Source organism: Streptomyces sp. NPDC038707, assembly GCF_040636485.1.
Taxonomy (GTDB): domain Bacteria; phylum Actinomycetota; class Actinomycetes; order Streptomycetales; family Streptomycetaceae; genus Streptomyces.
The window spans coordinates 16,508-41,402 of the sequence record NZ_JBEZUP010000024.1 but is presented as its reverse complement, the minus strand read 5'-3'; the positions used below and the strand labels follow the sequence as shown (position 1 = coordinate 41,402).

General features: G+C 69.4%; 30 protein-coding genes. 4 read left to right on the top strand and 26 right to left on the bottom strand.

Going from position 1 to position 24,895, the window contains the following annotated elements:
- Positions 1-13: 13 nt before the first annotated feature.
- Positions 14-691 (bottom strand): hypothetical protein, encoded by a 678-nt coding sequence (locus AB0E62_RS27575; RefSeq protein ID WP_362199301.1) that lies wholly within the window; start codon positions 689-691, stop codon positions 14-16.
- Positions 692-1,310: 619 nt separating this feature from the next.
- Here AB0E62_RS27575 and AB0E62_RS27570 point away from each other — a divergent pair.
- Positions 1,311-1,541 carry a helix-turn-helix transcriptional regulator gene (locus AB0E62_RS27570; protein WP_362199298.1) on the top strand — a complete coding sequence of 77 codons (231 nt, stop codon included), beginning with the start codon at positions 1,311-1,313 and terminating at the stop codon, positions 1,539-1,541.
- A 101-nt stretch (positions 1,542-1,642) separates the two neighbouring features.
- On the opposite strand, the gene AB0E62_RS27565 is transcribed toward AB0E62_RS27570, so the two are convergent.
- From AB0E62_RS27565 to AB0E62_RS27555, 3 genes are all read right to left on the bottom strand, one after another.
- The gene (locus AB0E62_RS27565) at positions 1,643-2,098 is read right to left on the bottom strand and encodes a hypothetical protein (protein WP_362199295.1); all 456 of its coding nucleotides are present in this window, start codon (positions 2,096-2,098) and stop codon (positions 1,643-1,645) included.
- Positions 2,099-2,502: 404 nt separating this feature from the next.
- Positions 2,503-2,826 carry a hypothetical protein gene (locus tag AB0E62_RS27560; RefSeq protein WP_362199292.1) on the bottom strand — a complete coding sequence of 108 codons (324 nt, stop codon included), beginning with the start codon at positions 2,824-2,826 and terminating at the stop codon, positions 2,503-2,505.
- Between the two features lie 89 nt (positions 2,827-2,915).
- Positions 2,916-4,166: a helix-turn-helix domain-containing protein gene (locus AB0E62_RS27555; protein WP_362199289.1), complete on the bottom strand. Its 1,251-nt coding sequence runs from the start codon at positions 4,164-4,166 to the stop codon at positions 2,916-2,918.
- A 102-nt stretch (positions 4,167-4,268) separates the two neighbouring features.
- Between AB0E62_RS27555 and AB0E62_RS27550 the strand changes: the two genes are divergently transcribed.
- Both AB0E62_RS27550 and AB0E62_RS27545 read left to right on the top strand, forming a co-directional pair.
- Entirely contained in the window at positions 4,269-4,451 is a 183-nt protein-coding gene (locus AB0E62_RS27550; RefSeq protein WP_362199286.1) for a hypothetical protein, read from the top strand.
- Positions 4,452-4,527: 76 nt separating this feature from the next.
- On the top strand, positions 4,528-4,890 hold the full coding sequence (locus AB0E62_RS27545) for a hypothetical protein (protein ID WP_362199284.1): 363 nt from the start codon (positions 4,528-4,530) through the stop codon (positions 4,888-4,890).
- A gap of 51 nt (positions 4,891-4,941) precedes the next feature.
- Here AB0E62_RS27545 and AB0E62_RS27540 read toward each other — a convergent pair whose 3' ends face one another.
- From AB0E62_RS27540 to AB0E62_RS27460, 17 genes are all read right to left on the bottom strand, one after another.
- Entirely contained in the window at positions 4,942-5,148 is a 207-nt protein-coding gene (locus tag AB0E62_RS27540) for a hypothetical protein (RefSeq protein WP_362199281.1), read from the bottom strand.
- Between the two features lie 253 nt (positions 5,149-5,401).
- Positions 5,402-5,635, bottom strand: coding sequence for a hypothetical protein (locus tag AB0E62_RS27535; RefSeq protein ID WP_362199278.1), 234 nt, complete (start codon positions 5,633-5,635; stop codon positions 5,402-5,404).
- 2 nt (positions 5,636-5,637) lie between these two features.
- On the bottom strand, positions 5,638-5,853 hold the full coding sequence (locus tag AB0E62_RS27530; RefSeq protein WP_362199275.1) for a hypothetical protein: 216 nt from the start codon (positions 5,851-5,853) through the stop codon (positions 5,638-5,640).
- A gap of 11 nt (positions 5,854-5,864) precedes the next feature.
- Entirely contained in the window at positions 5,865-6,806 is a 942-nt protein-coding gene (locus tag AB0E62_RS27525) for a peptidoglycan recognition family protein (protein ID WP_362199273.1), read from the bottom strand.
- A gap of 24 nt (positions 6,807-6,830) precedes the next feature.
- Entirely contained in the window at positions 6,831-7,028 is a 198-nt protein-coding gene (locus AB0E62_RS27520) for a hypothetical protein (RefSeq protein WP_362199270.1), read from the bottom strand.
- A gap of 14 nt (positions 7,029-7,042) precedes the next feature.
- Positions 7,043-7,606, bottom strand: coding sequence for a hypothetical protein (locus tag AB0E62_RS27515; protein WP_362199267.1), 564 nt, complete (start codon positions 7,604-7,606; stop codon positions 7,043-7,045).
- A gap of 9 nt (positions 7,607-7,615) precedes the next feature.
- Positions 7,616-10,471 (bottom strand): hypothetical protein, encoded by a 2,856-nt coding sequence (locus AB0E62_RS27510; RefSeq protein WP_362199264.1) that lies wholly within the window; start codon positions 10,469-10,471, stop codon positions 7,616-7,618.
- Between the two features lie 3 nt (positions 10,472-10,474).
- Positions 10,475-10,978 (bottom strand): hypothetical protein, encoded by a 504-nt coding sequence (locus tag AB0E62_RS27505; RefSeq protein WP_362199261.1) that lies wholly within the window; start codon positions 10,976-10,978, stop codon positions 10,475-10,477.
- Between the two features lie 15 nt (positions 10,979-10,993).
- Positions 10,994-15,079, bottom strand: a complete 4,086-nt coding sequence (locus AB0E62_RS27500; protein WP_362199258.1) for a phage tail protein — start codon at positions 15,077-15,079, stop codon at positions 10,994-10,996.
- 129 nt (positions 15,080-15,208) lie between these two features.
- Positions 15,209-15,664, bottom strand: coding sequence for a hypothetical protein (locus AB0E62_RS27495; RefSeq protein WP_362199255.1), 456 nt, complete (start codon positions 15,662-15,664; stop codon positions 15,209-15,211).
- Positions 15,665-15,675: 11 nt separating this feature from the next.
- Entirely contained in the window at positions 15,676-16,083 is a 408-nt protein-coding gene (locus AB0E62_RS27490) for a hypothetical protein (RefSeq protein WP_362199252.1), read from the bottom strand.
- Between the two features lie 3 nt (positions 16,084-16,086).
- A complete protein-coding gene (locus tag AB0E62_RS27485) occupies positions 16,087-16,482 on the bottom strand; it encodes a hypothetical protein (RefSeq protein WP_362199249.1) in 396 nt (131 codons plus the stop codon).
- Positions 16,483-16,486: 4 nt separating this feature from the next.
- Positions 16,487-16,945 carry a hypothetical protein gene (locus AB0E62_RS27480; RefSeq protein ID WP_362199246.1) on the bottom strand — a complete coding sequence of 153 codons (459 nt, stop codon included), beginning with the start codon at positions 16,943-16,945 and terminating at the stop codon, positions 16,487-16,489.
- A complete protein-coding gene (locus AB0E62_RS27475) occupies positions 16,932-17,684 on the bottom strand; it encodes a hypothetical protein (protein WP_362199243.1) in 753 nt (250 codons plus the stop codon). The genes AB0E62_RS27480 and AB0E62_RS27475 overlap by 14 nt, the downstream gene beginning before the upstream one ends.
- Entirely contained in the window at positions 17,684-18,142 is a 459-nt protein-coding gene (locus tag AB0E62_RS27470) for a hypothetical protein (protein ID WP_362199240.1), read from the bottom strand. Before AB0E62_RS27470 ends, AB0E62_RS27475 begins: the two co-directional genes overlap by 1 nt.
- Positions 18,143-18,144: 2 nt before the next feature.
- On the bottom strand, positions 18,145-18,531 hold the full coding sequence (locus tag AB0E62_RS27465; protein ID WP_362199237.1) for a hypothetical protein: 387 nt from the start codon (positions 18,529-18,531) through the stop codon (positions 18,145-18,147).
- Entirely contained in the window at positions 18,528-19,595 is a 1,068-nt protein-coding gene (locus AB0E62_RS27460) for a hypothetical protein (RefSeq protein WP_362199234.1), read from the bottom strand. The genes AB0E62_RS27465 and AB0E62_RS27460 overlap by 4 nt, the downstream gene beginning before the upstream one ends.
- Before the next feature lie 141 nt (positions 19,596-19,736).
- Between AB0E62_RS27460 and AB0E62_RS27455 the strand changes: the two genes are divergently transcribed.
- Complete coding sequence (locus AB0E62_RS27455; protein ID WP_362199231.1) at positions 19,737-19,973, top strand: hypothetical protein; 237 nt, start codon at positions 19,737-19,739, stop codon at positions 19,971-19,973.
- Between the two features lie 76 nt (positions 19,974-20,049).
- Here AB0E62_RS27455 and AB0E62_RS27450 read toward each other — a convergent pair whose 3' ends face one another.
- From AB0E62_RS27450 to AB0E62_RS27430, 5 genes are read right to left on the bottom strand one after another with little or no spacing between them, the layout of a single operon-like run.
- A complete protein-coding gene (locus tag AB0E62_RS27450; RefSeq protein WP_362199228.1) occupies positions 20,050-20,565 on the bottom strand; it encodes a hypothetical protein in 516 nt (171 codons plus the stop codon).
- Between the two features lie 27 nt (positions 20,566-20,592).
- On the bottom strand, positions 20,593-21,960 hold the full coding sequence (locus AB0E62_RS27445) for a phage major capsid protein (RefSeq protein WP_362199225.1): 1,368 nt from the start codon (positions 21,958-21,960) through the stop codon (positions 20,593-20,595).
- A gap of 11 nt (positions 21,961-21,971) precedes the next feature.
- Positions 21,972-23,003 carry a head maturation protease, ClpP-related gene (locus AB0E62_RS27440; protein ID WP_362199222.1) on the bottom strand — a complete coding sequence of 344 codons (1,032 nt, stop codon included), beginning with the start codon at positions 23,001-23,003 and terminating at the stop codon, positions 21,972-21,974.
- Positions 23,000-23,278, bottom strand: a complete 279-nt coding sequence (locus tag AB0E62_RS27435; RefSeq protein WP_362199219.1) for a hypothetical protein — start codon at positions 23,276-23,278, stop codon at positions 23,000-23,002. The genes AB0E62_RS27440 and AB0E62_RS27435 overlap by 4 nt, the downstream gene beginning before the upstream one ends.
- Complete coding sequence (locus tag AB0E62_RS27430) at positions 23,275-24,768, bottom strand: phage portal protein (protein ID WP_362199216.1); 1,494 nt, start codon at positions 24,766-24,768, stop codon at positions 23,275-23,277. Before AB0E62_RS27430 ends, AB0E62_RS27435 begins: the two co-directional genes overlap by 4 nt.
- Positions 24,769-24,895 lie beyond the last annotated feature (127 nt).

Below are 24,895 nucleotides of genomic sequence, written 5' to 3'. Positions count from 1 at the left end.
ACGACCGAGGCGGCTAGGACGGCTGGGACAGGTCGATCGCCCGGTCCACGTCCGCGGGACGGAGCACCCGCAGCATGCCTTCGAGCAGGTAGTAGTCGGCGTACGGCAGCGAGATCTCGATGCCGTCCTCGGCCGGACGGTTGCGGGTGCAGCGGGCCACCACCGCCTCCGCGCGGGCGGAGTTCCTGGTCAGACACGTCTCCGAGAGCGCGGTGAGGATGCGCAGCGCCACGTCCCGGTAGGCACGCCGGCCGGTCGCCGCGTGCAGGTCCAGCAGGCCGCACGCCATGATCGCCCCCGCCGAGGCGTCCTTGACGTCGTACGGCTGCTGCGGCGCGCGGTAGTCCCAGACCGGTATGTGGTCCGGGGTCAGCGCCTCGACGGCGAAGTCGGCGAGTTTTCGCGCGGTGTCGCGGAACCCGGTGTCACCGGTCCTGCGGTACATGGTGGTGAACCCGTAGATGCCCCACGCCTGACCGCGCGACCAGCAGGAGGAGGCGTCGTACCCCTGCACCGTGGCGGGTCCGAGGGGCGCGCCGGTGTCCGGGTCGAAGTCGAAGACGTGCGGGGTCGAGCCGTCCGGGCGGGGGAAGACGCGCTGCGCGGTCCGCGCGTGCGCCACCGCGATGTCCAGGTACGTGTCGTCGCCGGTCTGCCGGCTCGCGAACGCCAGCAGATCGAGGTTCATCATCGTGTCGATGACATACGTGAGCGGCGTTTCCGCAGGTGGGGCGCTTACCTGGTGAGCTACGCCGGAATGAGTTGACCTGAGTTGGTCGTGGTTGGTTTGAGTTGACCCAGACTCACAAGATCTGTTCCCCATCCGTCCCCCATGAGGAGAGACGGATGGCCCTCGGTGCGCGAGGCGTCGAGGGCCATCCTTGTAGGACCAGGGCGGGGGTTGACCACCCGCGGAGGCAGACATCACCCCCGCCCTGGCCCCGTCTATGTAACGCGTGCACTATGCACGTGTCATTCGCTCGAACGAGCGGTTCCGGCGGGGCGCGAAGGGCTCCGCCCGCCCGCCGTCGAGGGGGTGCTCACGGCGGGCGGGCGGGCGGCCCGTCCGGCACGGCCGACCGTGCCGGGTCTGCTGGGGGGTGGCAGATTCAGGCGTCAAGGATCAGCCGGATCGAACAGCTTTGCGATTCCGGCATATGCCATCTCAGCACAGTGAGTGCCGATCCGCTACACACCGTGCTGCATTTATTGGTACCTGACATGCATATATCTGTCGAGTACCCCCACCGGATGGAAATTTACCAGCGGCTGGTAAAGACATCCGGTCAAGATCATTACAGCGTGGGCGGGTGCTCGACCCCATCCCCGACTGGGTGCCCCGCCGCCGGCAGCAGATCGGCTCACAGATTCGCGCAGCCCGCCGCGCAGCCCGCCTCTCCCAGATGGCCCTCGGGGACCGTGTCGGACGCGACCACAAGACCATCCACCGGTGGGAATCCGGGGCCACGAACATGACCCTCACCGACTTGCTGCTCGTCGCCGACGCCCTCGGGGTACCGCTCTCCGAGCTGGTGAGGTAGGCCCGCCTCCAGCCAGGGGAGCCTGCGGCGGGCCCTGGCCACCCGGGCAGGCCCTGTTTCGGGTGGCCGCCGACGCCCACCTCTGGCGCCGGAACCTGTTGTCAGACCGCGGTCAGCGAGTCCGCGAGGAGCCTGCGGGCCTGTTCCGCCAGCTCGGTGTCGGCGAGCGTGAGCCGTCCGGCTACGACACGGGAGTGCCCGTAGTAGGGGCTGTCCAGGTCGACAGCCCTCGCCATGTCAAGCGTCCACTTCGTCTCGGGCACGTCGATCGTGCCCGGCTTCCTGACCGTGCGGGAACCCGAGCCGGTGCAGGCGAGCCAGCAGCCGCAGCGCTGCTCGTGCGACCCCTTCCACTCGCCGATGAACCCGTGCCGGCCAGCCATGGCGAACAGGTCGCCGGGCTCGTGGACGTTGCCCTCGACGGGGATGACGCCGAGGACTGCGGTGAGTCCGCCGTCGGTGGTGGTGTAGGCGAGGACGCAGCGGGATGCGGTCTCCCAGTCGTGTACGAAGGGGAAGATCGTGACCCGGCCAGCCCCCATCATGTCCTTCGCCATCGCGCTGTTCCTCTCTGGTGGGTGGTGTCGGCCCCGCCACTGTACGGCGGGGCCGGCGGTTCAGTGCTGGTAGTCGCGACCGTCGTCGGAGTCACCCGTGGGCGGGTTGCCGCCCTGGCCGTCGTCCTCTTCCGGATCCGCCGAGGTGGTGCTTCGGAGGGCTTGCTCCAGTGCCATGTGCCGTCTCCTTGTCACTCGATCCGCTCTTGCCACCGGCGTCTGGATGACGTCGGAGTTCGTGGCCCGCTACCGGCGTAGGCGACGCGAGAGGTAGCTCTGCCGTGGAGGAGCCTTGCAGGGCCGCGTGTGGACGTACAGGGTCGATCCGGCCCCGCTCGCGCCGTGGTTGATGACCGTCTCGCGGTCTTCGTCCTCGCGGATCGGCTGGTCGCAGCGGGCGCAGATCATCGCCGGGCCTCTCGGACCGCGCGCACCAGCGTGGAGCCCTCGGGGCAGCGGGTGTGGTCGTCCACGCACTGCTCGCACGCGCCACTGTGCTGGATCAGCGCGTCCATCGCCTGCCGCTGTGCGCACAGTCGGCAGGCCCTGGGAAACCACACACCCTCGGTGTCGCGGCGGGGGCCGAGGTCGACCGCGGTCTCGCCGGTGAGTTGGATCCCGTCCCAGACGCAGGTGGCTCCGCGCGTCTGGTCCTGGGTGAGGGAGTCGTACTCCGGGAGTGGTAGGGCGGCGAGCGCGGGCTGCGTGCCCGCGGTATCGCTGGACATGAATCAGGCCTCCACGATCAGCGCGGTGTTCGTGCAACTGACCGTAGAAGCCTTGTAGCTGAGGTAGGGGCAGAGTTTCTGCCCCATGCTTACGCGGCCAACAGGCCGAGCTTGACGGCCAGCTCGGACGCCCGCTGTCGGCGCTCGGGCTGCTTGGCCTCTGTCTCCTCCAGCACGATCCTCCTGGCGTACCCGTTGTACTGGATGGTCTCCGGGGCCGACTCCCATGCCTTGTCCAGTGTCGCCAGCGCGGTGTCCGGTTGGCCGTCGAGTTGGTAGGCGCGGGCCTCCTCAATGCGGTGCCGGGCCCTGCGCGGGCGGGACTTGATGGTGTGCTTGTCCGCGCGCGCGGCCTGCTTCACGGACTCGTGGCCCTGGTGCAGTTCGACTGCGACGGTCACGGCGTGAGCGCCCATGATGGCCCGGGAAAACGAGGTGACGGGGTGGTAGTAGCTCGCTGGCAGCTTCTTCGCGGTCTTCTCCGCCTTGTCCCACCACCCCCACGCCTCCCCCGTCTCGCCCCGCCGCGCGGCCGTGTACCCGGCCTCGAACTGCAACGCGCCGGCGATGGCGAGGACTCGGTCGTCGGCGTCGGGGAGGTAAGGGGCGAGGTAGCGGAGCGCCTCCAAGGTCACGGCGTCGGCCGCGTCGAAGTGCGCTGGCCCGGAGTCGCGGTGGGCTTGGGCGGCGAGCCACGCGGCGACGCCGATGGCGTGGGGGTCCTCGGACTCTTGGGCTGCGACCATGCCGCGTTCGGCGACCCGCCAGAGCAGGGCGCTGTCGGGCTGGTAGGCGACGAAGAACTGGCTGAGGCTGTACACCTCGGAAAGGACGGCCTGCGCCGCGCGCCGGTCCGCCGCGGTGTCTGCCTGCCGGACGGCGAGCTGCGCGTCCCGGATCAGGTCCGGCAGCAAGCCGCCCACCACCTCGCGATGGTTCGGTGCCTCATGCCGGGCCGCCCACGCTGCGTCCAGCCGATGTCGCAGGTGCAGCGTCGGCGGCGCCTGCCGGTCCCCGGTCAGCGGGAACGCGTCCACCGCGGCCTTCACCGCGGCGAGCTTCGGGTGGCCGGGGCCAATGAACAGCGTGGCCGGCATGGACTGGTCTCCTGTGAGGTCGGCGAGGTCCCTGACGCGGAGCAGCTCGGCGATCCGGAGGATGGTCGGCAGCTTCGGCGTCTGGAGTACGCCGGTCTCCACCTGCTTCACCCATGACGGGCTCTTGCCGAGGAGGCCGGCGAGGACGGGTCGGCTCATGCCGCGGCGTTGGCGGAGGATTTGCATCCGTTGTCCGAATGCGAGGGGGTTGGCGTAGGGGTCGGGGGTAGCATCGTTGTGCATGGTCTCGCCCTCCTGCTCTGTTCGGGTCGCACTGTCAGGGTAGGGGGCGGGGCCGTTTTTGTGCCGCGATGTTGTGGGGTGGGGGCGGCGTAGGCTGGGGTCATGTCCCTCGATCTTGTGACCAGCCTTGGTGCGGTGCGGTCTGCTGCGGAGTTGAACGCGGCGATCCGTGCACTGTGGTCGCATCCGCAGGTGCCGCTCACGGATGGGCAGCGGGCGGAGTACGAGCGGCTGTGCGCCGAACTGGCCCGGGTGCGACGTGAGGGCGTTACGACCACGGCATGAACCTGTAGACAGGACTACAGGCAACCTGTAGAGTGGTCTACAGGTGGAGCGAAGGCCGCTTCAGGAGGGGACCACCATGCAGCGCTTCGAACTCGCCGCCTGGCTCGGCGACGACCACGGACTCACCGACGACCAGATGGACGAACTCCTCCGCACCGCCGACGAGATCGAGGAGCAGTACCCCGACGAGGACGACCGCGACGACCGCGAGGCGGCCCTGACCGCCGCCTACCGCCTCATGGTCGAGGCGCCGGAGGACCTCGTCGCTGAACTCGCCGCTGCGCGCACCGCCGCCCGTATCGCCGAGCGCAAGGCGCTCGTTGCTCTGCGGCAGGTCGCCGTCACCCGTATCGGCAACGGAGACGCCACCGAGGCCGGATTTGCCCAGCAGGCGGGCATCGACCGAATGGCCGTCCGAAGGTGGCTCGGCAAGCGTTGAGCAGGCAGAAGGCCCCGCCCGCGTGCTGCGGTCGGGGCCTCACCGGTGCGGTCAGCGGAGGATGTGGTCGAGGTACCAGACGCCGAAGCCGACCCAGCTCACGGCGAAGCAGACCGCGCCCGCCTTCGTGTGGACCCGGAACCAGCGGCGCGTCGACTCCGACAGCGTGTCGCCCTGCCTGGCGTTGCGCAGCGCGTACGCCTCGAACCCGGCGCCCGCGAGGATGAGCCCGCCCCAGACGACGTCCCCGGTACTCACCGGCCCGCCGCCTGCCACAGCGCTATCCCTAGTCCGGCCACACCACACACCGCCGCGATCGACGGCAGAGGCCACCGGGACCGCTCCAACGTCCGCAACCGCGTCTCGTGGTCCGCGACGTCCTTACCCAGCTCCGTGAGGCCCTGGCCGATCCCATCCAGCTTCGTCTCGACCCGGGTTAGGCCATCGCTCAACGACCGCAGCTCCTGATACATCTGGGCAGGCGCGATGTACACGCCCGAGTCCGGCACGCTCACTCTCTCGCCCCCGCCCCGCCGCCCGTCCGCAGCCACCCCGGCAGCAGCCCCTGCACGCTCGGCAGCGCCATCACCCGCGCGAACCCGCCCGCCACCGCCAGCGCACCCGCCACCCACGGCAGCGACTCCGGCACCCCCGACGCCGTCACGATCCCCGGCAGCGCCACAGCGACGCCCACCAGCGTTTGGAGCACGGTCCGCGCCGTGACCTTCGTGGACTCCTTCGCCATGATCAGTTCTCCTTCGCAGGCATGTCGAGCGCCGCACGCACGGCGGCATCCTTGGACTCCAGCAGCTTGCGGAGCGCCACCGACAGCTCCGGCCCCGACTGGATGGTCTCCACGAGGTGGTTAGCGAGCTCAGCGAACGGCGCCGAGACCGCCTTCAGATGATCGGGGAGGTGGTCGAACGTGAAGTACCTCAGGATCGGCGGTACCTGGTTGGCCATGATCTGTCCTCTCAGCTCTGCGCGCCGGACACGTCGACCGACACCTTCACCACCGCATCCGCGATGGCCTCCTGCACCGCCGCCACCACCGCGGCGGTATCCACGCCCGAGCCCACCAGGCTCGCGAGCTTCGTGATCGCCGCCGTCTGCGCGGCCTCCGACGCAGCCACCCTGTCCAGTCGCTTCAGGATCTCCGTCTGAACCGAGCTCAGCGTCCACGTCGGGTTCGTCGCCGGCGCACCCGGCACCGCGATGACGCCGTCCAGCGTCAGCACCGCCTTCGCCACGTCCTGGGGGGTGGGCATGTCGTCCTCCTGCTCGTTCGGTCCTGCGCTGAGGGTGGAGGCCACGTCAGCGCGCACCGCATGCATGGCCATAATCTTGTTGGGGGCGTAGCCGGGGTCCCACTTGTCCGACGACCACTCGCCGTGCCCGATGACGGACTTCTCCGTCCAGCCGTGGAAGTCGATGATGGCCGCGGACAGCCGGCGCGCGGCCGTGTACTGCGCCGGGCTCATCTCGTGGGCGCCGCTGTACTGGATCTCGACGCCGTAGAAGTGGGCGTTGCCGTCGACGCCGCTCGTGTTGCCGCGGGTCGGGTGCAGTTGCCCGGTGTAGTCCTCCGCCTGCACATGAGCGAGGACCGCCGGGTCGCCGCCGCCGGCATGGTTCGCGCGGCCCCAGCCGACCAGGAACACGGTGCCGTCGGCGCCGATGGAGAACTGGCAGAGCGGGCCCGGCAGTCCGCTGATGCCGTCGTACAGGGTGGTGGAGGCGTACGCCTGACCGTCGCGTACGTCGGCGCCGGTGTGGTGCCACACGAAGCCGTTGACCGGCCCCCACGCACCCTTCTGGTTGCGGTTGTGGGAGGACCAGCCAGGGATCTCCACGTAGCGGAGCTTCCACTTCTTCAGCTGGGCGACGACCTGTGCCGCCGTCATCGGAGTGGCCATGCTGTGTCTTCTCTCTGTCGGCCGTCAGATGACGGTGATGACCTGCTCGTACCGCTTGGCCACGACCGTCCGTACTCCCGGCACAGCGGCCAGGCAGTCCCGGACCGCGTTGACGATGGTGATCTCGGGCACGATCTGCTGCTCCTGGTCGATGGCCCCGATGGACACCGCCACCACCGGCAACATCTCGACGTCCCGGCCCGTGATCGTGTAACTCGCCATGATCTGTGCCCCTTTCAGGCGATTCGCTGCAACCGCAACCAGCTGTCCGTGTAGACCGTCACCGCGGTCGCGTCCGAGGTGAGCTGCGCCCAGTCGCACGAGTACGTGCCCGACGTCGCCCCGACCCGGAGCGTCCCGTACACGGCCACCGTCAGCGGTGCGCCACCCGTCCCCAGGCAGCCGAAGCTGCGGGCCGCGGTGATGTCATTCGTCTCGGTGCGGATCGTGTAGCCCCGCCCGGATGTCGTATCGAGCTGGACGGTGCCCGTGTTGCTGAAGGTGATCACCGGGGAGTGGCCGGTGCCCCACCCGAACCACTCGCCCAACGAGCCGGTAGGCGCTGACCAGTCGAGGTTGAAGTCGGCGGCGGCCGGCCCGTCGTATTTGATCCAGCCGTCCATGATGTACACCGCGCCCGCGATCACATCGAACTGGAGGTGCGGGTCGGGCGTGGTGAGGGTGGTCGCCGCGCGGCTCGTGTCCGCGGTTTTGCGGGCGACCTGCGGTTGCATCGCGCGCAGCAGGCTCGCGGTGATCCGCTGCCCCGCAAGGGGCGTCGGGTATGCCTCAGTCGGCATGGGTGCCTCCTACAGGGCGAGAATGGTCGGATAGGCGAGCGAGACGCCCTCGCCGGCGGAATGGGACTTGGTGACGCCGTTGATGCTGCGGGTCACCGCGAACTGCTGCGGGCTGACAATCTGGAAGGCGTCGTACTGAATGCTCGGGTTGACATTGGTGGTCCCGGCCACGGCGAGGGAGCGGACACCGATCCACTGGCCCGAGGGCAGGTCCGCGTCCACCGCGGTGACGTGCCACTCCGGCGGCTCCACCGTGTCCGCCGCCCACACCTTCGCGCGCAGCAGCGTCCCTCGGATCCTGAACCGGATCCTGTAGAAGACGCCGGCTGCGAACGTGACGCCGGGCAGCGTGTAGCTCCCCAGGATCGTCTCGACGCTGTTGACCCGCTTGAACAGCAGCAGCGTGACCGCGTTCGAAGCGCTGAACTGCGCCTGCGCCGAGTACAGGTTGTTGTCGTCCGTGTACCGGGCCACAAGGGCGCCGGTCAGTGACGCGCCGGTAGCGAGCTGGGTGGCGCTGACGTTGACGTAGACGTCGAAGTCGGCGGCGATCGTCGGCAGGATGCTGCGGCGGGACGATGCCGCCGAGGGCAGCAGGTGCGCGCCGACCCCGCCGGACACGCTGTAGTCCGCTGTCGTACCGCCGCTCAGCGTCCATGTGAACCCGGAGTCGCTTGCGCCCCAACCGCTGGCCACAGACCGCGTGAACGTGTCAGTGACCAGGTCGCTGATGCTGGTCACGCGCATGATCTCGCCGTCCACCCGGATGTCCAGCGGCAGATCGGTGGCGTCCTTCGTCCACAGCGTGTCCGCTCCGGCCGACGGCTGCACCGCGATAGCAGTCGCCGAGCTGCTGATGCCCGCGACCAGCTCCGACCCGTCCGTGTCGACCCGCGCCTCGGTCGCGTCCAGGACACCGACGCTGCTGTACGGGCTGGCCGGCGCACAGGAGAAGGTCACCCGGTGCTCGAAGTGGGTGATCGTCTCACTGATCCCGAGGACGAGCTGGTCGATGGTGTCGGGCGGCAGCCAGGCGGGCGGGTTGGTGATCTGGATGCGGTCTCCGAGCCGCATACCGAGGATCGCCCGCCGCATCGCCGGGGTGATCGACGGATGGGCGAGGTTGACGCTGATCTGCGGGAACCGGGCCTCGTCCACGGTACCGAGGTGGACGCGCCATGCCGCCTGGTCTCGCAGCGTCCCCGCGTCGGAGGAGGCGAGGTTGAGTGTGTACTCCTGCCCATACGTCCCCACCCCGGCTGGCGGGAGCGCGGTGCCTAGCGTGCCGCTGGTCTCCTCGTAGGTGCCGCTCACCCCGTTGACGGTGATTGTGACCTTGTTCTGTACGTAGCGGTCGTCCTCGACTGGCACCGGGATCTGTGCGAGCTGCCCGGACGGGTAGTCGAGGACCAACGTCGGGTCTTGGTTGTACAAGGAGGCGCGGGTGCGGTAGCCGATGCCGAGTCCGGACCGGGTCTCGTACAGCAGCCCGCCGTCGGCCAGCGTGCACTCCTGGAGGTGGGCCAGCAGGGTCTGCCGGGGCTGCGCGCCCATCGGCACGGTGTCGTCCAGGTCACCGACCCACTCGAACGCGATTCCGACCTCACCGCACAGCCGCTGCATCCTCCTGCCCGCGGTCTCCCCGGTGGGGTTGAGGCGGACGCCGAGCGCGTCGAGCGGGGTGATCGTCATCTCCACCGTGCAGTGGCCGACCGCGACCCCGGGCAGGAACGCGGTCCCGGCCGGGCCGGAGACCGCGCGGGAGGCGGGCCCGAACTGGACCCTCGTCACCCTGGTCAACGCGGTCACGAACACCGTGTCGGAGACGCTGTACACGCGGCCGGTGACCACGTCCTTCAGCCGGAGCGTGCGGGCGACGTCGGCGCCCGACTCCTGAAGCTCCACGCTGACGTACAGCAGACGGCCACGGACGTCGAGGGTGTGCTGGAGTTCGGCGCCGAGGACGGTGCCGTCGGACGCGCACGTTCGGATCGTGAGGCTGGTGGTGGAGGTGTCGTAGTACACCTCCCAGAACTGGGAGGCCCCGGCGCTATAGTCCGCTTGGTCAATCGCGCACAGCACCTTGCCCAGCGACAGGCCGGCCGCCGGAACGTAGGCGAGGAATCTGACCTGGGTCGCGGCGGGGTCGTCGTACTTTGGGATCCCGCCAGCCAGGCTCCCGTTGGTAAGGATCGGCAGCGGATCCGAGGCGACGTAATCGCCGTAGCTCGCGGGCGCAGGAACACCGGACCAGGTCATCGGCGAGCCAGACGCCAGCGCCGACGCTGCGGTGGTGGAACCGGCCGGATCCTCGCACGGCCAGTACGCCACCAGCGACGACGGCAGCGGGCTGGTGATGGCCTGGTAGATGACGGAGTGCTCGGGCGCCGGGCCCTGCGCGAGGCGGCGGAGAATGCCGTTCGCGGACAGGTCCGTCCACACGTCCGACCCGGACCGGTCCCAGTTCGGCGCCCACTCCGACGCCTCACCCCAGATGCGGTACGACTTGGCGCCCATGCCGTCCGGCACACTGATCCGGACCGGGGTGTTGCGCCCGATCGCACCGTAGTAGGGGCCGCTGGGGTTCCGCGGGGAGAACCTGCCGTCGCGGTTATCCAGTTCCAGCGCACACGTGCCGGCCTCGGTCTGGGAGCCCTCGTCTCGGATGCCGCTGGTGATCTGGATGGTGCCGCTGTCGTCGCGGACCAGCGTGTAGCCGGTGATGTCCACCCACGCCCCAGCTACCAGCATCTCCACCTGGACCGGGGCGTCGTTCGACGCTTCACCGGACGCGCCGAGGGGGCCCTGGGCGCCGCCCATGCGGCGCTGCCAGGCCATCACCCGTGCGGCTATCCCTGCTGCCATCGGCTACTCGTCCCAGACGACGAAGCAGCTCATGTTGACGGCGCCGCCGAACGTGGCGCGGACGCGGAGGAACCGGCTCACCGCCACGATGGGGCGCTCGTCGGGCATCCACTGGTACAGGTAGTTGATGTCCGTCGCGCCCGCGGTGCCCGGCACGAGGTTCGCGTCGAACGTGCGGGTTGCGGTGACCGTTCCCTCAGCTGTGGCGGTGTAGCCGGTGCCGGTCGTGCCCAGCGTCATCAGGGACGCGGGCGCGTTCGGGTCCAGCGGCTGCACCCCGGACGCCACATGCGCGGTGACAGTCGCGGCCACGTCCGTCTGGATCAGCTCCACCTGCCCGGCCGCCGAGGGCACCCCGTCGAGGGTGAACCCCCACGCGATGAGCTGGATCTGCCGCGTGCTCGGCGTGGCGATCTGGAGCATCGTCTTGATGCTCGTACCGGTGGTGACCTTCTGCTGGGCCGCCGTCGTCGGCATCGGCCCGTTCCAGCACTTGTAGCGGTGCACTCGCGTCTCCCTCTCTTACCGGCCGCGCGGGGGCCGGAGCGTCGCTTCGATCGAGCCGCGGGCCTTGACCGCCCGGCGCCCGGTGTCCACCCACAGCTCGCCGAACTCGCGCTCGCCGATGCGGACCTGGATGACGATCGGCTGACCATCCCCAGCCGTCGGCGCCGCAGCAGCGGCAGCGGCCGGCGTGCGGGGTGCGGTGAGCATTGACGCCCACGGCGCGCTCGCGGCGGCGAGCTTCCGCCGGGAGTCCGGGTTGCTCCACACCCTCGATCCGGCCGGTAGGTCCAGCAGCTCAGGCCCTTGCTCGCCCACCCAGGTCAGGCTGGAGCGGAGGCCGCCGGAGGCTGCGGCGCCGACAATCCCGCCGCTCGCTTTCTTCCCGCCCTTTCCGCTCTTGCCGAACGCGGCCTCGATCGCCTTCTCGATCTTCTGGGCGAGCGTGTCCATCGAGTCCTTGAGCTTCTTCTGCTGGGCCTCCAAGGACTTGACGTACCGCTCCTGCGCCTTGATCGCCTTGTCATACACCGCGTCCGCAGTCGTCTTCCCCGCGCTGGCCGCAGCCTTCTCGATGTCCGCCTGCGTCTTGTTGATCGTCTTGACCTCGGACGCACTGGCCTGGAGCAGGGCGCCCGCGGTCTCCAGACCACCACCGTCGATGCCAGCCTCGGCAACCTGCTGGATGATCGACTTTGAGAAGCCCTTCGCGCGGAGCTGCTTGAGCGCGGTCGCGAACGCGGTGACCTTGTCCTTGCTGGTGCGCATCCCGGCGCGGATCGTGGACAGCGTCACCGTGCCCTCGCCTGATGCGCCCCGGGTGATGTTCGCGCTGGAGAGCAGGTTGCCCTTCACCGAGTCCCGCAGCTGCGCCGCCGCGTTCTTCAGGTCCGACAGCTTGGACTTCGCGCCCTCCAAGCTCTTGGTCACGCTCGTGAGCTGCTTCTCCCACTTCAGCAGCGACCGGCCAGCCGAGTCGAGCTGCTTGAGCAGCCGGGTCTCCGTGTTGCCGTGCGTCGCCTTCATGATGATCGAACGCCACTGGCTCAGGGCGTTGACCAGCGACGTCAGGTCGCTCGGCTTGCCGAGTGCGGTGCCGATCTCCGATCGCCGGTACCCGGCCATCTGCCCGAAGTGGCTGATGGTGAGTTCGCCCATCGCGTCGCGGCGGGCCTCGGCCTCTGCCTTCGCCTGTTCCGCAGCTCGCTGCCGGGCACGTTGCTGCGCCTTGGAGAGGTGGCCGCCCTTCGCGTAGCCGTCGACCTTGAACCGGCCGTCGTTGATGGCGTCGAGCATCTTGACGCCGTACTTCCTGACCGACGCCGCTTTGACGACGTACTCGGTGTTCGAGACCGCGGCGACCGCGCCCGAGCCCATGAACGCGAGGATGCTGTCGCTCGTGCCGCTCCCGGGGCCCTGGACGTAGCCGCCGTCCGGGAACGCCTGCACGTCCCCGCCGTCGGCGTAGCCCTTCACCAGGCCGCCTGAGGCGTAGTCACGCTTCCGGACCTCGATGCCGCCCTGGTTGGAGGTGAACTTGTTGACCTTGTAGTTGGTGACGATGTTGATCGTCTTGTCGTGCAGCGCGTTCACGGCACCGGCAACGCTACGGATGCCCGCAAGTGCCCCACCGGTCGCCGCCGTGACCTGCACCTTGCCGTTCGGGAGGCGCTTCACCTTGTACCCGAACGACTCCAGTACCTTCTCGGCGCTGGCGGACAGCGTCTGAAGGGTGACCTTTCGCGTGCCAGGCGTCCGCTTCACCGCGGCGTTGAAGGCCTCCAGTCCGGCCTTCGCGTCCTCGGTGTCCATCCGGACCTTGGCGCGCTTGTCCGGGATCTTCAGGATCTGGTCCGCGAGTTGCCGGGCCTGCTCCTTGTTGAGGCCCATCGCCTCGGCCGACTTGATCAGCTCCGACCGGCCCCGGCTGTAGATCCCGTTGACCGTCTCCCAACTCGACCCCGACTCGCGCGCGCTCGCTGCTGCGCCGTCAGTCTTGTCCGCGAGGTCTTGGAGCGCTGTCGCAGCCGCGCGGGCCTTCTCCGAGTTCAGGTCCAACACGCCGTGCGTCATCGACAGAGCGCCCGCGTTGTCCTTCGCGGCCTGCGCCGCGGCATCGATCGCGGCCTCGAAGCCGATCATCCCGCCGAGCCCGGCGCGCTGGACGTCGTTCAGGGCCTGGAGAGCGCCACGCAATCCATCCGCCGACGCCTTCTGCGCGTCAAGCTTCGCTGCCGTCGCCTGCGCCTGCGCGCCAAACAGACCCTGCGACTCTGCGGTGAGCTTCGCCTCCAGCGCCTGATCCGCGAGGGCAGACCGGTAGTCGTCCAGCTTGGACTTCAGCTCCTTCGAGCTGAGGCCCTGCTTCTCCATCGCCTTCGCGATGTCGGTGACCGCCGCCGCCGCAAGGTCCGCCTTGCCACCCTTGACCATGTTCGACAGGGCCTTGTCGACCGCGTCGAGATCCTCCTTGGCCTTCTTCACCGGCGTGGAGTCCATGCCGATCAAGCTGGTCAAGAACTGCTGGACACCCTCCATGTTCGACGGCCGAGCCAGCGTCCGCAGGCTCTCGCCGAGCCCCGACAAGTCCTTGCCGAAGGCACGCGCCGCCTCACCAGACACCTTGCCCGTGTCTGCCAGCTTCCCCAGCGACGTGGTCAGCTTGTCGATGTCCGGCGGCGCCGCCTTCCCCGCCTCCGACAGACTCGACAGGGCGACGACCAGCAGACCGATCCCCGACCCGATCAGCGCCACCTTCGCGCTGCGGGACAGGGCCCCGAACGCCGCCGACAGAGACGCGAGCGGACCAGTCGCGCCGGCCGCCGCCGTCCGCATCGCCCCGATCGCAGTGGCCACGCTCGACAGGCCACCCAGCGCCGCCATACCGGCAGCCGCGAGCTTGACCGCCTTCAGTGCGACGGCGAACTGGAGGAACGTCGACAGCACCCCGGACGGGACCGCGTTGACGAGCTTCGCGACCGCGTTCACGAACCCGAGCATCGACAGACCGGTATCCGACGCTGCGGCCACCACATGCACCAGCGCCTCGGACAGGTGGAGCAGCGTGTCCCCCACCTGTGGACCGGCTTTGCGGACGTAGTCCATGAACTCGGTGAACTGGCTGCTACCGGCGCCGCCGGACATGGTCCGCATGAAGTGCACGAGCGCGTCGTTCGCCTTGGACAGGGCACCCGTCGCGAACTGGCTGAAGCTGTCCATGAACTTGGAGAAAGCGCCGGACTGCACGCCGCCGCCGAGGATGGTCATGAACCGGTCCAACTCGGTGGAGGCGCCCTTCACCGCGGGGGTGAGCTTCGGCAGCAGCGCGCCAGCGACCGCGAGACCCTTCGTGAAGACGGGCATCGTGTCGCCGGCCAGCCCCTTTGACCACTGCTTGTACTGGTCCGTCAGCACAGTCAGGCTCGCGGCGGCCTTGCGCGAGGCGGGGTCCATGCTCTTGAGCTGGTCGAGGTAGGCGGCCTCGGCCTGTGTGGCCTGCTTCGATGCGGGGCCGTGCTTCTTGACCGCTTCGTCGTACTTCTTCTGCGCGTCCGCCGCGTCCTTTACAGCGACCAGCTGGCCCGCGATCGCGAGCCCGAACGCGCCGACAGCGGCGCCGGCCGCGCCCACGTTCGCGATGATCGGCACCGTGGCGGCGGCGATCGGGAGCAGCGCTGGGGTGAGCATGAGCGCCGCGGTCTTGAGCTGGTCCAGTCCCTGGCTGCTGCCGCTGAAAGTGGCGGTCAGGCGGCCGTTATTGCCGCGGAGCTGGCCCATCGTGCCAGTGAGGCGGCGCATGCTGCCGTCGAGTTCGTCCGTGTCCCGGCGGAGCGTGCGGGACCGGTCGGACATCGTGGTCATGCGGGTGTCGGCGGACCGCGCTGCGCTGTTCAGCGACCGAAGTGCACGGGCGGCATCCTGCGCGGAGTCCTTCAAGGCGCGGAGAGCGAGGGACGCTGCGGTTGCCCGTTCGGTCAGCCCGTCCAGGCCCCGGCCGGCGTCCCGGGCTTGGTCCCGTAGGCGGTCGAGAGAGCGGTTGACGGCCGCGAGACCGGCCGCGGTGTTGTTCGCGACCCTGACGCGGATCTCGATGTCGTTACCCAAGGCAGTCCCCTCCCTCCAGCTCGTGCTCGGGCGTGCCGAGGCGCTCTATTTCGATCAGGTGCAAGAGTTCGGAGTCCTCTGCCAGCAGGGCACTGGGTAGGCAGTGGAACTGCCGGCAGAGGCCGAGGATCAGGCGGGCACGCTGGTACTCGGCTGGGGGGCCGACAGTGCTTCCATCGGGATGGATGCCACCTGGGACGGCTCGCCAGAGGGCGAGCTCGTGGGCAAAGGGTCGGCGTCGTCCACCTTGCCGCCGAGCCGCTCCATCCACTCCGTGGCCAGCGCGAAGGCGAGGTCGTTGTCGACCTCGGTGAACAGCGCCTCCCGCGTGCACGGGATCGCGCTGCCGTCCTCGCGTTCCAGATTCCAGGAGACGAGGGCGTCGCCGAACGCCTCCATCTGGCGGACAAGGCCGCTGCTGGCGCCCTCGCCATCCTCGTCCGTCTCGACGTAGCCGAGCAGGTCAAGGTACTCCCCGAGGCTCTTGCCGCGCGCGTAGGCGAGCGGGTACTCGGTGGGATCGCCGTACGTCTTGTGGCCCTTGAGGGAAACCTCGATACGACGGACAGTCTTGCGGTAGCCCATGCGTCTGCCTCTCAGGACCAGGTAGGGACGGTGCCGTCCGCGAGGGACAGGGGGACGGAGAACGTCAGCTCGCCGCTGTCGGAGCGGGTGAGCTGGTAGTCGGTCGGCAGCATCTCCATGGCCAACGTGACCCCGTTGACGGTCTGCGTGACCGTGCGCTGCACGCTGGTGGAGGGGACGGTCTTGAACACGTCGTGCGACTGGTTCGCGGCGGCGTTGAAGACGCCGTTCAGCGTCACCGACCCGTCCGCCAGCAGGAGCAGCCGCTCATTGGCGCTCTTGTCGACGCCGGTGATGTCCTGCACGCCCCTTGGGGTGGACATCTGCCAGTTGGTGATGTCGTTCTTGATCGCGCGGGCGGTGCCGGACGCGTCGTCCACCGACAGCGTCGTCTGCCCGAGACCGGAAGCCTTGGCCATGGCTCAGTTCCCTTCTGTTGCGGTGCTGGCCCCGGCGGGCAGCTCCTGGACCCACTTCGCCTCGCGCTCACGGTCGACCGCGAGGGAGCCGAACATCTTGCGGACGCCGTCAGCGCCCACCCAGCCCTTGTGGAAGTGCGTGGGCCGGGTGATCGAGTAGTCGGCGGCGATGAGCTTGACCTCGTGCGTTGTCTCTCCACCATCGACCAGCGCATACAGGCGGTCGCTCGGAGCGGAGATGAGGATGGTGAAGCTCGACGGTCCGAGCACGCGGTTCGTCCACGGCTCGTCATCGGGGATCTCGTGGACTGCGAACGGGGTGTGGAACTCGACAGGGCCGACCTCGTCGGTGTGGTCGGTGCCGTCCACGATCACGCGCGCGTCAGCCGCATTGGCCATGCTGTCACCCCTTCGCGATCTCGTCGGCGATGGTCTGCTGGTGCGTGGCGAAGTCGTCCAGCCAGTTGTCCGGGCTCACGTGGACCCGGGCCTTCGTGCCTCGCGGGTTGCCGCGCCAGTCCCCGTCCCGGACCACGTACAGCGGCGGCCGGTCCAGCCGCACTCGGTGCTCCGACGCGGCGAAGCACGGCTGGCCGGCGGGGAAGACGAGGTAGCTCTCGCCCTCGGCGACCTGCTGCACGGTGTACTGCCGGCCCGAGTGGGTGGCCGTGTGGAGGAGGTCGGGGGTGAGGTTCTCGATGCGGGTCCGCCAGCCGTTGAGGTAGTGGGGGCACTGTGTTTCGGCGCAGGTGCCGCGCCGGAAGTGCGTGCCGACCGGCGCCACGACCGAGTACGTCTTGTACGCGGCGGCGTCCATGAGGGGTGCCGCCCGGTTGAGGTGGTGGACGTTAGAAGCTGACACCGGCCACCTCGTTCTTGATCACGTTGACGGAGAAGGTCACCGACGTGAAACCGCCGGTCGTGGCGGTCGAGACGCGGAGGTAGCGACGTAGCGTCGCTGTGTTCCCGAGGGCGATCCGCTCCGACGTCGGCGCGGCGGTCACCTGGGTGAAGGCGAACGAGGCGACGTCGGCGAAGGTGGAGTTGTCGGCGCTGTCCTGGATCTTGATCGTGACGTCCGTACCGGTGAACGCGGTCACATGCAGGTACGCCTGGCCGCCGAAGCTGGCCGCCGCCGCAGTGTCGATGCTCGTCCCGGTCGTCGCCGCCGTGTCCGTCCGCAGTCCCGCGGTGAGCTGTCGGCCCCACTCGATGCCGTACCCGTTGGACTGGGCGGACACGGAGAAGGTGAGCATGCCGTCGTCGCCACGGGTTGGGTCGTAGTTCGTCTGCTTGGCGACGAGGGAGGCGGCCGGATCGCCGAGGGACGTGCCCCGGCAGTACGTCATGATGACGTCCGTGCGGGGCAGCGCGGACAGCTTCTCGTGGGTGGCGCCGTTGATCGGGTCCGAGCTGAAGAACGCCGTGTACTCGATCTGCCCGCTGAGCAAACCTCCTTCCCGCTGGTATGCAGCCTTGTTGATCGGAGTCCGATTCAGCAGCGCAGGGCCGCCGCCGATGTTGCCGAGGGCCTGGATGTCGCCTGAGGCGTCGTAGCCCGCGATGTACAGGTTGTCGCCCAACCCGCCTGTCTTGGCCACTACGCGGCCTCCTCCCATAGGTCGTTGACGATGCAGGGCAGCCAGATCGTCATGACCCGCTGCAACGCCCCGTCCTGGGGCAGGTAGCCGGCGCGGACGTCCAGGGACTGGCCGTAGGTGCCGAAGATGTCGACCTGGCGGACCAGGCCGCCGAGGGTGAAGTCGCCCGCGTAGGCGGTGCAGAGGGCGTCGACGGCGGCGACCATCGCCGGGTCGATCGCGTCGAGGGGCAGCTGCTGCGCGCTGGTGTAGAGGCGGACGTTGAGGACGACGAGCGCGGTCACCGAGTCCAGGCCCGACGAGCGGACGGGGGTGACCCGGTCCACCCACACGCCCGCGGTGAGGCCGCCGGACGGCGAGGGGTGGATCGGCTCGTGGCCATTGACCGCGTCGAAGTAACCGCTGGCGGAGGCGTGGGAGATCGCCGCGTCGAGGATGCCGGTGATGTCGAGAGCCACGGTCAGCCCCCCATCTCAGGCAGGTGCCGGCGGACGGCGATCTCTGCGATCTGCGGGCCGCGGACTGCGACGGCTTGCTTTGCCGCCCGCCAGAAGTGGTAGCCGGCGAACCGGGTGACAGGTGCGTTGCGGCTGCCCACGCCCTCCAGCCACGGGCCGTAGATGACGCCCTGGTCGTGGACGAGGGACACCTCGGAGGAGACGCGCGTTGTGGTCACGCGGGTCTCGTAGTAAGGGGTGCGCGTCTTGAAGTTCGCCGCGGTGCCCATGAGGACGCGCTCCTCGGCGTACGCTGCGATGTCGTCGCGGGCGTCGTCGCAGGCGTCCTCGATGGCCCGCTCGGCGCGACCGTCGAAGAGGGGCCCGCGGAAGGTGATGTCGATGCTCATACGGACCTCACCCGCCCCTTCCGGCCGACCGCGTCGTACACGGCCTGCCTCAGCAACGCGAGGGCGCCGTTGTCCCGGTTCCGCTCCCCGGACCCCTCGCCTGCGCGGAGCGCCCGCGTGTACCCGGACGTCTCGGAGGTGAGCCGGCTGATCGCCTCCGCGATGACGAGATCCCGGACCAAGCCCGGCGGCTCCCAGCGGACGACGGCCGCGCCCCCGGTGTGGGTACCCGCGGTGGTGCCGAGCGCGCCTCGGGCCATGGTCAGGGAGCGGGAGGCGTAGATGCTGGCGCCGGCCGGGTGCGCGGCGAGGACGGATCCGTCCCAGCCGCGCTTCACGGTCAGGGTGGTGCCGGCGATGTCCACGATGAGCATGCGCTCTGACTCGATCAGCAGTACCTCGTCCACCGCGTAGCCGCTGCCGTCCGTCACGGTGATGGCCACGTTGTTCTGCTGCGCGGTCAGCCCGCTGCCGCCTAGCGTCTGCCCGGTGTCGGTCATCGTCCGGCCGGTGACAAGCATTCGCTCCGAGTCGACCCGGATCACGGAGCCGACGCCGATGGTGGCTGCGGCCAGGCCGTCGACCGTCACCGTCGTTGCAGTGGTGGAGGAGACGGCGCCGGTCAGCGTGCCCGCGGTGGTTTCGTCGTTGCGGTAGCCCCAGAGGCCGGTGATGGTGACGTCCCGCTGGTGGGTGCTGCCGCCGCCCCACGCGGCACTGGTGCCGAGGCTGATCTCGATGCGGTTGTACGGCGGGCCGCTGCGGTTCGGCTCCAGCAGCACGTCATCCAGAGGGATGGCCACGCCACCGGACGAGACGGAGGTGAGAGAGATCAGCTCCGAGTCGTCCAGCCACAGACGCCACGACGGCCGGTACTGCGAGTCCGGCCAGTCGAAGAACCTGGTGGCCTGCTCCGGGTAGAAGCGCCTGTGGCACAGGTGCTCGACGTCCCGGGACGCGGACTGGAGGGCGCGGTCGATCTGGGCTGTGTTCCGCGCGGTGGGCTTGCTGTCCATGGCGCGTTGCACGTCCTCACGGGTCGCGTACACCGGCTGCTGGATCATCTCTCACCTCCTCTCAGGTGCGCAGGTTGGGTGTGTCAGGCGTCAGCGGAGTCGGTCGCCGACGTACCGGCCGCCGGGCCGCCACCCGTCGAACGGGCAGTAGAGGATTCCGTCCGGGCCCGTCCGGAGGGGCTCGCCGTCTTGCGGGCACGCTTCCGGGTCCCGGTCTCGCTCGTCTCGGACGAGGTCGACGGCTTCTCGGACGATGTCTCGGAACTGCTCCCAGCTGATCGCTGCTCACCGTCCTCGGCCAGCGCGGACTCGACGCCCGCGATGGTGGCCCCGCCGTGGCGGGTGATCTTCGGCATGCTGTCCTCCACTTCGACGGGCACACTGGCCTGGATGCCGAGCGCCGCTGCCGAACCCTGCTCGGCGTGACGCTCCGACCCGCAGTGGGGGCACCGGGGCACCCCCACCGCGAAAGCCGCAGTGCAGTCCAGGCAGACCCTCAAACTCACAGCGACGCCGCCAGCGCGGCCGGGGCCCGCTCGACCAGCAGATCGCGACGGAGGTAGAGGATCGCGCCGAGCTGCGCGTTCGTACCGACGTCCGCGACGTCCAGGGACACGTGGGTATAGCCGTCCGCGAGCTGCGCCGCGTCGACCTCGATCACGATGATCTGCTGGTGCTCCGCGCTGGTGCCGGCGCCGCCCGGGTCGGCGATCGTGGCCGCCGCGGCCTGGGTGACCTTGGTCCACTGCTCGGTGCCCGCGAGGGTCGCGGCGTCCTTAAGGTAGTAGTGGTCGATCACCGCCAGGTTCGAGGTGGTGCCGCCGGTGTTCGCGGTGTGCTGCTTCAGCGTGAGCGTAGGGTCGTCACCGGCGGTGCCGGCGCCCTTGAAGACCACGATGGTGAGACCACCGCATCCCTTCAGGGAGACGCGCTTGCCGGTGACGGCCGCGCTGGAGAGGTCGACGGGGGCCGCGCCGACGCAGACGTCGATGAGGCGCCCCAGGGCTTCCATGGCCATGATGGGTGTCCTTTCTGGTGCGCCGGGTCAGGCGGCGAGCTTGACGATCGGGGACAGCGTGCTGGTGCTGCCGTTGGCGGGGGTGATCGCGGACTGGAGCCACGGTCGGCCGTCGACACGTTCGATCACTCTGAAGGCGACCTCGTCGGTGTCGAACTTGAAGTCGTCGGACTGCTTGGCCTGCATGGCTTGCCGGTCACCGACCAGGTAGAACCCGAAGTCCACCAGGCTGAGGTCGCCCGCGTTGCCGAGGGCTGGGACCTTCTCGGTGAAGATGACGGGGCGCCCCATGAGGGTGAGAGGCGGGGCGTCGATGGCCTGGCCGCCGGTCATCCACATGGCCGGGGAGGCGATGCCGTCGGTGCCGCGGGTCATGGCCATCTGTGCGAGCTGCGGGAACGTGTCGGGTGCCGCGAGCCAGACGGAGCGCGCGATCGACTGGGGCAGCATCCGCGAGTACATGTTGATGACGTCGAGGAAGTCAATCTTCGATGTGGTGGTGCGGGTCACGCTGATCGCGGCGTTGCCGTTGAGGATGCCGAGCGGCTTGCCGACGCCGTCGCCGGTCAGGAACGCCTGGTCCTCGGCGAACGCGAGGGCCTCGGGGAACGCCTCGTCCACAAACGCGGTGAGGCTGATCAGGGAGTCGGTCAGCAGCTCGTTCGGGATCTCCGTGTACGCTGTGAGCTTCTTCGCGTCCAGGACGATCCGCCCGAAGCGCGGCTTGCTCCCGGTGAGCTTGCCGCCTTCCTCGGTCCAGTACGTGGTGATGCCGCCGTACACGCTGTTGACGTTGCTTGTGGAGTCGATCGCCGGGAACGGCACCCGCAGCGTTTCCATCGGGATGACGCGGGCACGCGGGCGGACCACGGACTGTTCCAGGGCGACCCGCAGCATCTCGGAGCGGAGGCTTTCGGGGATGAGGAAGCCGCCGTCGGCCGGCACGTCGCTGCTGAAGTTCTTCAGCTGGGCGAGCTTGGCCTGCGCCTCGGCGGTGTCCCGGCTGGAGCTGCCGCGCCAGATGGCGTGGAAGTACTCGCCCGAGCTGGCGAAGAGGTTGTCGACCTTGGCGCCGAGCGCGGCCTTGTTGTAGAGGCCCTTCGACTTCTCCAGCTTGCTCGCCTGCGCGTAGGGGTCGGGGGTGTGGGCGCGCAGGTCGGGCCGCTTGATGTCATCGGCGCCCTGCTCGCGGAGGAAATTCGCGAAGCCGGCCTGCACCTGCTCGTCCACGAGCCGCTTCAGGTCGGTACCGTCGCCCTGCGCCCGGTTGGCGTAGCTCTCGATGAACTCGGTCAGTGTGTCCTCGCTGGCGAGGATCTCTTTGCGGGCCGCGTTGTCGGCGAGCATCTCGCGGAGCTCGTTGCCGTTGCGCGGCGTGGTCGCGATGGGTGCCACAGGTGCCTCCTTCAGGCTGCTTCCGTCGCCGCGCTGGACGACGCCGTGGGGTCGGTCAGGTGGGAGACGAGCGCCGACCAGTCGTCTGCGTCGTCGGTGGAGAGCAGCGCGGCCACGTCGGTCGCCCACTCGTCTACGGGTTCGGCGGCAGGCGCCTCCGGTGCGGGGGCGGGTTCGACGGGCGTGGTCTCGGCGACCGGCTCGACCGCGGCCGAGTCCTCGGCGGGCGGGGTGACCGCGGCGCGGAGCTGCGCGGCGATCTCCTCGCCGATGAGGGAGCGGATGTCCTCGGTCAGCCCAGCCTCAGCCCTCGGCTGCTCCGTCGCGCGCGGTCCGGTGTAGCCGTAGGCGGCGAGGTCGTAGGCGCGGTGCATGTCCGGCTCCGGCTCGTCGGGCTCCGCCGGGGTGGTGCCCTGCTTCGGCGCCTGCACGGCCTCGTCGGCGAGGCCGGCGGCGACGGCGTCCTCGGGGAGGTACCAGGTTTCGGCGCGCATCCGGGCCCGCCACTCGTCGCGGGTGCCGCCGGCGCGCTGTGCGTAGGCGTCGGCGATGTTGTCGCTGATGAGGTCGAGGAGTTCGGCCATCTCCTCCATGTCGGAGGCGTTGCCCATGCAGACCCCGGATGCGTCGTGGATCATGAGCATGGTGTTCGGGGCCATCTCGATCCGGTCCCCGGCCATCGCGATCACACTGGCGATGGAGGCGGCGATCCCGTCGACCTGCACCGTGACCTGAGCGGGGTGGGAGCGGAGCGCGTTGGCGATGGCGATGCCCTCGAACACCGACCCGCCCGGCGAGTTGACCCGGACCCGCAGATTCGGCGCCGTCACGCCGCGCAGGTCCGCGATGAACTGGTCCGCGGTCGCGCCGTACCACCCGCCCACCTCGTCGTACAGCATCACCTCGGCCTCGTCCGGAGACGCGGCGTTGGTGATGCGGTACCAGGATCGGACCTCGATGCCGAGCTGGGCGCGCTGCTTGGCGGCCTGCTCGCGCTGGCTGGCCTGGAAGGTGGCCGCCTTACCGGGCAGCTGGATGTTCATGACTGCGCCTCCTCGGCGGGCGGGGTCCAGCCGAGCCGGACCAGCAGGTCGCGCGTCTTCTGCGGGACGGTGACGCGCGGGTTCTCCAGGTCGGCGTCCAGTTCGTGCAGCACCACGTCGATGACGGCGGTCGGCTTGTTGTCGACCCCGATGTGCAGTGACAGGTGCGTCACGGAACTGGCGATGTCCTCGCCGTCGAGTTCGACCTGTGTGCCGCCGGGCAGGCCAGTGCCGCCGATACGGAGGCGGCCGGGACGGACGCCGTACTTGCTCATTCGTCGTCCCTCGTCTTCCGTCGCTTCACGACCTTGCAGCGGCACTCGTTGCCGTACTTCGCGCCCTCGCAGTGCACGTAGCCCGAGCCGCCCGGGTAGTCCCGGTACGCGGCGGCCCGGTTGCGGTACGTCTGGCCGTCCTGCTCCGCGCACGGCTCGCACCGGTCGTCGTCGTCCTTCGTAACCACGACCCACCGCTGCGCGTTCTCGATGTCCTCACCCAGCAGGCCGGCCACGGCGTCGTCCCACGCGGCCGTCGGATCGGTCGGGGCCGGCGCGACAGGGCTGGGTCGGCCGGAGAACGGGATCTCGGGGAGGCCGACGGCGGAGCAGGTGCCTGCCGCGTCGAACCCGGCTGCGACGAGCGCGGCGGCGGCGTTGGCGCGGGCGGTGAGCTGCTGCGCCTCGATCTCCGGGTCCGGCGGGGTCGGCGGTTCGTAGTCGAACTCCAGGCCCTGCGCGGTGGCGCCGTACATGGGCAGCAGCTCGAAGTTCAGCGCGGCCTTGATTCGCTCCAGCCTCGGGATCGTCTGCTGCTCGGCGAACCACGCCTTCGCGGCGAGCGCGCTGGCGCGGTTGATGTCCTCGAAGTCGCCGATCGCCGTCTTCGAGATGCCGTATGCCTCACGGATGCGGTCAGCGGTGGCGCCCCGCAGCTCCACGAACTGCATGTCGCGCTGCGAGATCGTCCGGTCGACCCACTTGCCGTGCTCCAGGATCGCCACTCGGTGGGCGTTGCCGACGCCACGGTGCTGTTCGTTCCACCGGTCCCGCAACTCGCCGAACTGATCGTCGCTGAGCGCGGACGGGACCTCGATGATGCCGCCCGGCTGCGCGCTGTTCACGAAGAAGGCGCGGCTCCACTCGGAGGCGTACCGGCTGGTGTCCAGGTCCGGGAGGATCGACAGCACCGGCGACAGCCCGCGGTACGGGTCGAGCGGGTTCGGCCGGCGCAGCTGGATAACCTCGTCCAGGCCGAGGGGGATCTGCTCGCCGTCCGGGCTGGTGTAGACGTAGCCGGCAAGGAAGTTCTCGCGGGACGGTACGGGGGTCATGCGGTCGGGGCGGACGGGCCACATCTCCAGCGGCAGTGTGACGCCGGGCCTGCGCGCGATCACCCACCAGGCTTCGCCGGTGAGGTCGAAGTGCTGCTGGAAGGTCTCTACGAACTCCTGCCGCGGCATGAACTTGTTGGGGGCCTGCCACAGTTCGAGGGCCGCGTGGCTGGTGACCTCAGTGCGGTCTTCCTTCCGGCCGCTTTTCGCCTTGCGGTACAGCTTCCAGTCGACCAGCGCGGTCGCATTTGAGGTGCGGTCCACGATGGCGAAGAGGGTGCCGACGGCGCTCATGGCGCGCATCTGGCCTTCGGTGGAGCGGCTGGAGCCGAACACGGGGCCGTAGGACTGGGAGCGGGAGGCGAAGGGGACCGGGGTCTGAGCTGCGACGCTGCTGGTCTTGTTGAGGAGCGCGCCGAGGAGGGTCCGTGCCAACGCCCCTCCAGTTCGCTACTGGCTGCGTCTGCCCTCGTGGATCCGGAAGTTGAGGACGAAGCACCCGATGCCTGCTGCTGCCATGCCTGCTGCCAGGCCCAGCCACACCATGGCGGAACCCGACAAT

Excerpts from the sequence above, each read along its gene's own strand:
- AB0E62_RS27575 (WP_362199301.1), bottom strand. The coding sequence starts at position 691 with ATGATGAACCTCGATCTGCTGGCGTTCGCGAGCCGGCAGACCGGCGAC.
- AB0E62_RS27565 (WP_362199295.1), bottom strand. The coding sequence starts at position 2,098 with ATGGCGAAGGACATGATGGGGGCTGGCCGGGTCACGATCTTCCCCTTC.
- AB0E62_RS27560 (WP_362199292.1), bottom strand. The coding sequence starts at position 2,826 with ATGTCCAGCGATACCGCGGGCACGCAGCCCGCGCTCGCCGCCCTACCA.
- AB0E62_RS27555 (WP_362199289.1), bottom strand. The coding sequence starts at position 4,166 with ATGCACAACGATGCTACCCCCGACCCCTACGCCAACCCCCTCGCATTC.
- AB0E62_RS27550 (WP_362199286.1), top strand. The coding sequence starts at position 4,269 with ATGTCCCTCGATCTTGTGACCAGCCTTGGTGCGGTGCGGTCTGCTGCG.
- AB0E62_RS27545 (WP_362199284.1), top strand. The coding sequence starts at position 4,528 with ATGCAGCGCTTCGAACTCGCCGCCTGGCTCGGCGACGACCACGGACTC.
- AB0E62_RS27535 (WP_362199278.1), bottom strand. The coding sequence starts at position 5,635 with ATGGCGAAGGAGTCCACGAAGGTCACGGCGCGGACCGTGCTCCAAACG.
- AB0E62_RS27530 (WP_362199275.1), bottom strand. The coding sequence starts at position 5,853 with ATGGCCAACCAGGTACCGCCGATCCTGAGGTACTTCACGTTCGACCAC.
- AB0E62_RS27525 (WP_362199273.1), bottom strand. The coding sequence starts at position 6,806 with ATGGCCACTCCGATGACGGCGGCACAGGTCGTCGCCCAGCTGAAGAAG.
- AB0E62_RS27520 (WP_362199270.1), bottom strand. The coding sequence starts at position 7,028 with ATGGCGAGTTACACGATCACGGGCCGGGACGTCGAGATGTTGCCGGTG.
- AB0E62_RS27515 (WP_362199267.1), bottom strand. The coding sequence starts at position 7,606 with ATGCCGACTGAGGCATACCCGACGCCCCTTGCGGGGCAGCGGATCACC.
- AB0E62_RS27510 (WP_362199264.1), bottom strand. The coding sequence starts at position 10,471 with ATGGCAGCAGGGATAGCCGCACGGGTGATGGCCTGGCAGCGCCGCATG.
- AB0E62_RS27495 (WP_362199255.1), bottom strand. The coding sequence starts at position 15,664 with ATGGGCTACCGCAAGACTGTCCGTCGTATCGAGGTTTCCCTCAAGGGC.
- AB0E62_RS27490 (WP_362199252.1), bottom strand. The coding sequence starts at position 16,083 with ATGGCCAAGGCTTCCGGTCTCGGGCAGACGACGCTGTCGGTGGACGAC.
- AB0E62_RS27485 (WP_362199249.1), bottom strand. The coding sequence starts at position 16,482 with ATGGCCAATGCGGCTGACGCGCGCGTGATCGTGGACGGCACCGACCAC.
- AB0E62_RS27465 (WP_362199237.1), bottom strand. The coding sequence starts at position 18,531 with ATGAGCATCGACATCACCTTCCGCGGGCCCCTCTTCGACGGTCGCGCC.
- AB0E62_RS27460 (WP_362199234.1), bottom strand. The coding sequence starts at position 19,595 with ATGATCCAGCAGCCGGTGTACGCGACCCGTGAGGACGTGCAACGCGCC.
- AB0E62_RS27450 (WP_362199228.1), bottom strand. The coding sequence starts at position 20,565 with ATGGCCATGGAAGCCCTGGGGCGCCTCATCGACGTCTGCGTCGGCGCG.
- AB0E62_RS27440 (WP_362199222.1), bottom strand. The coding sequence starts at position 23,003 with ATGAACATCCAGCTGCCCGGTAAGGCGGCCACCTTCCAGGCCAGCCAG.
- AB0E62_RS27435 (WP_362199219.1), bottom strand. The coding sequence starts at position 23,278 with ATGAGCAAGTACGGCGTCCGTCCCGGCCGCCTCCGTATCGGCGGCACT.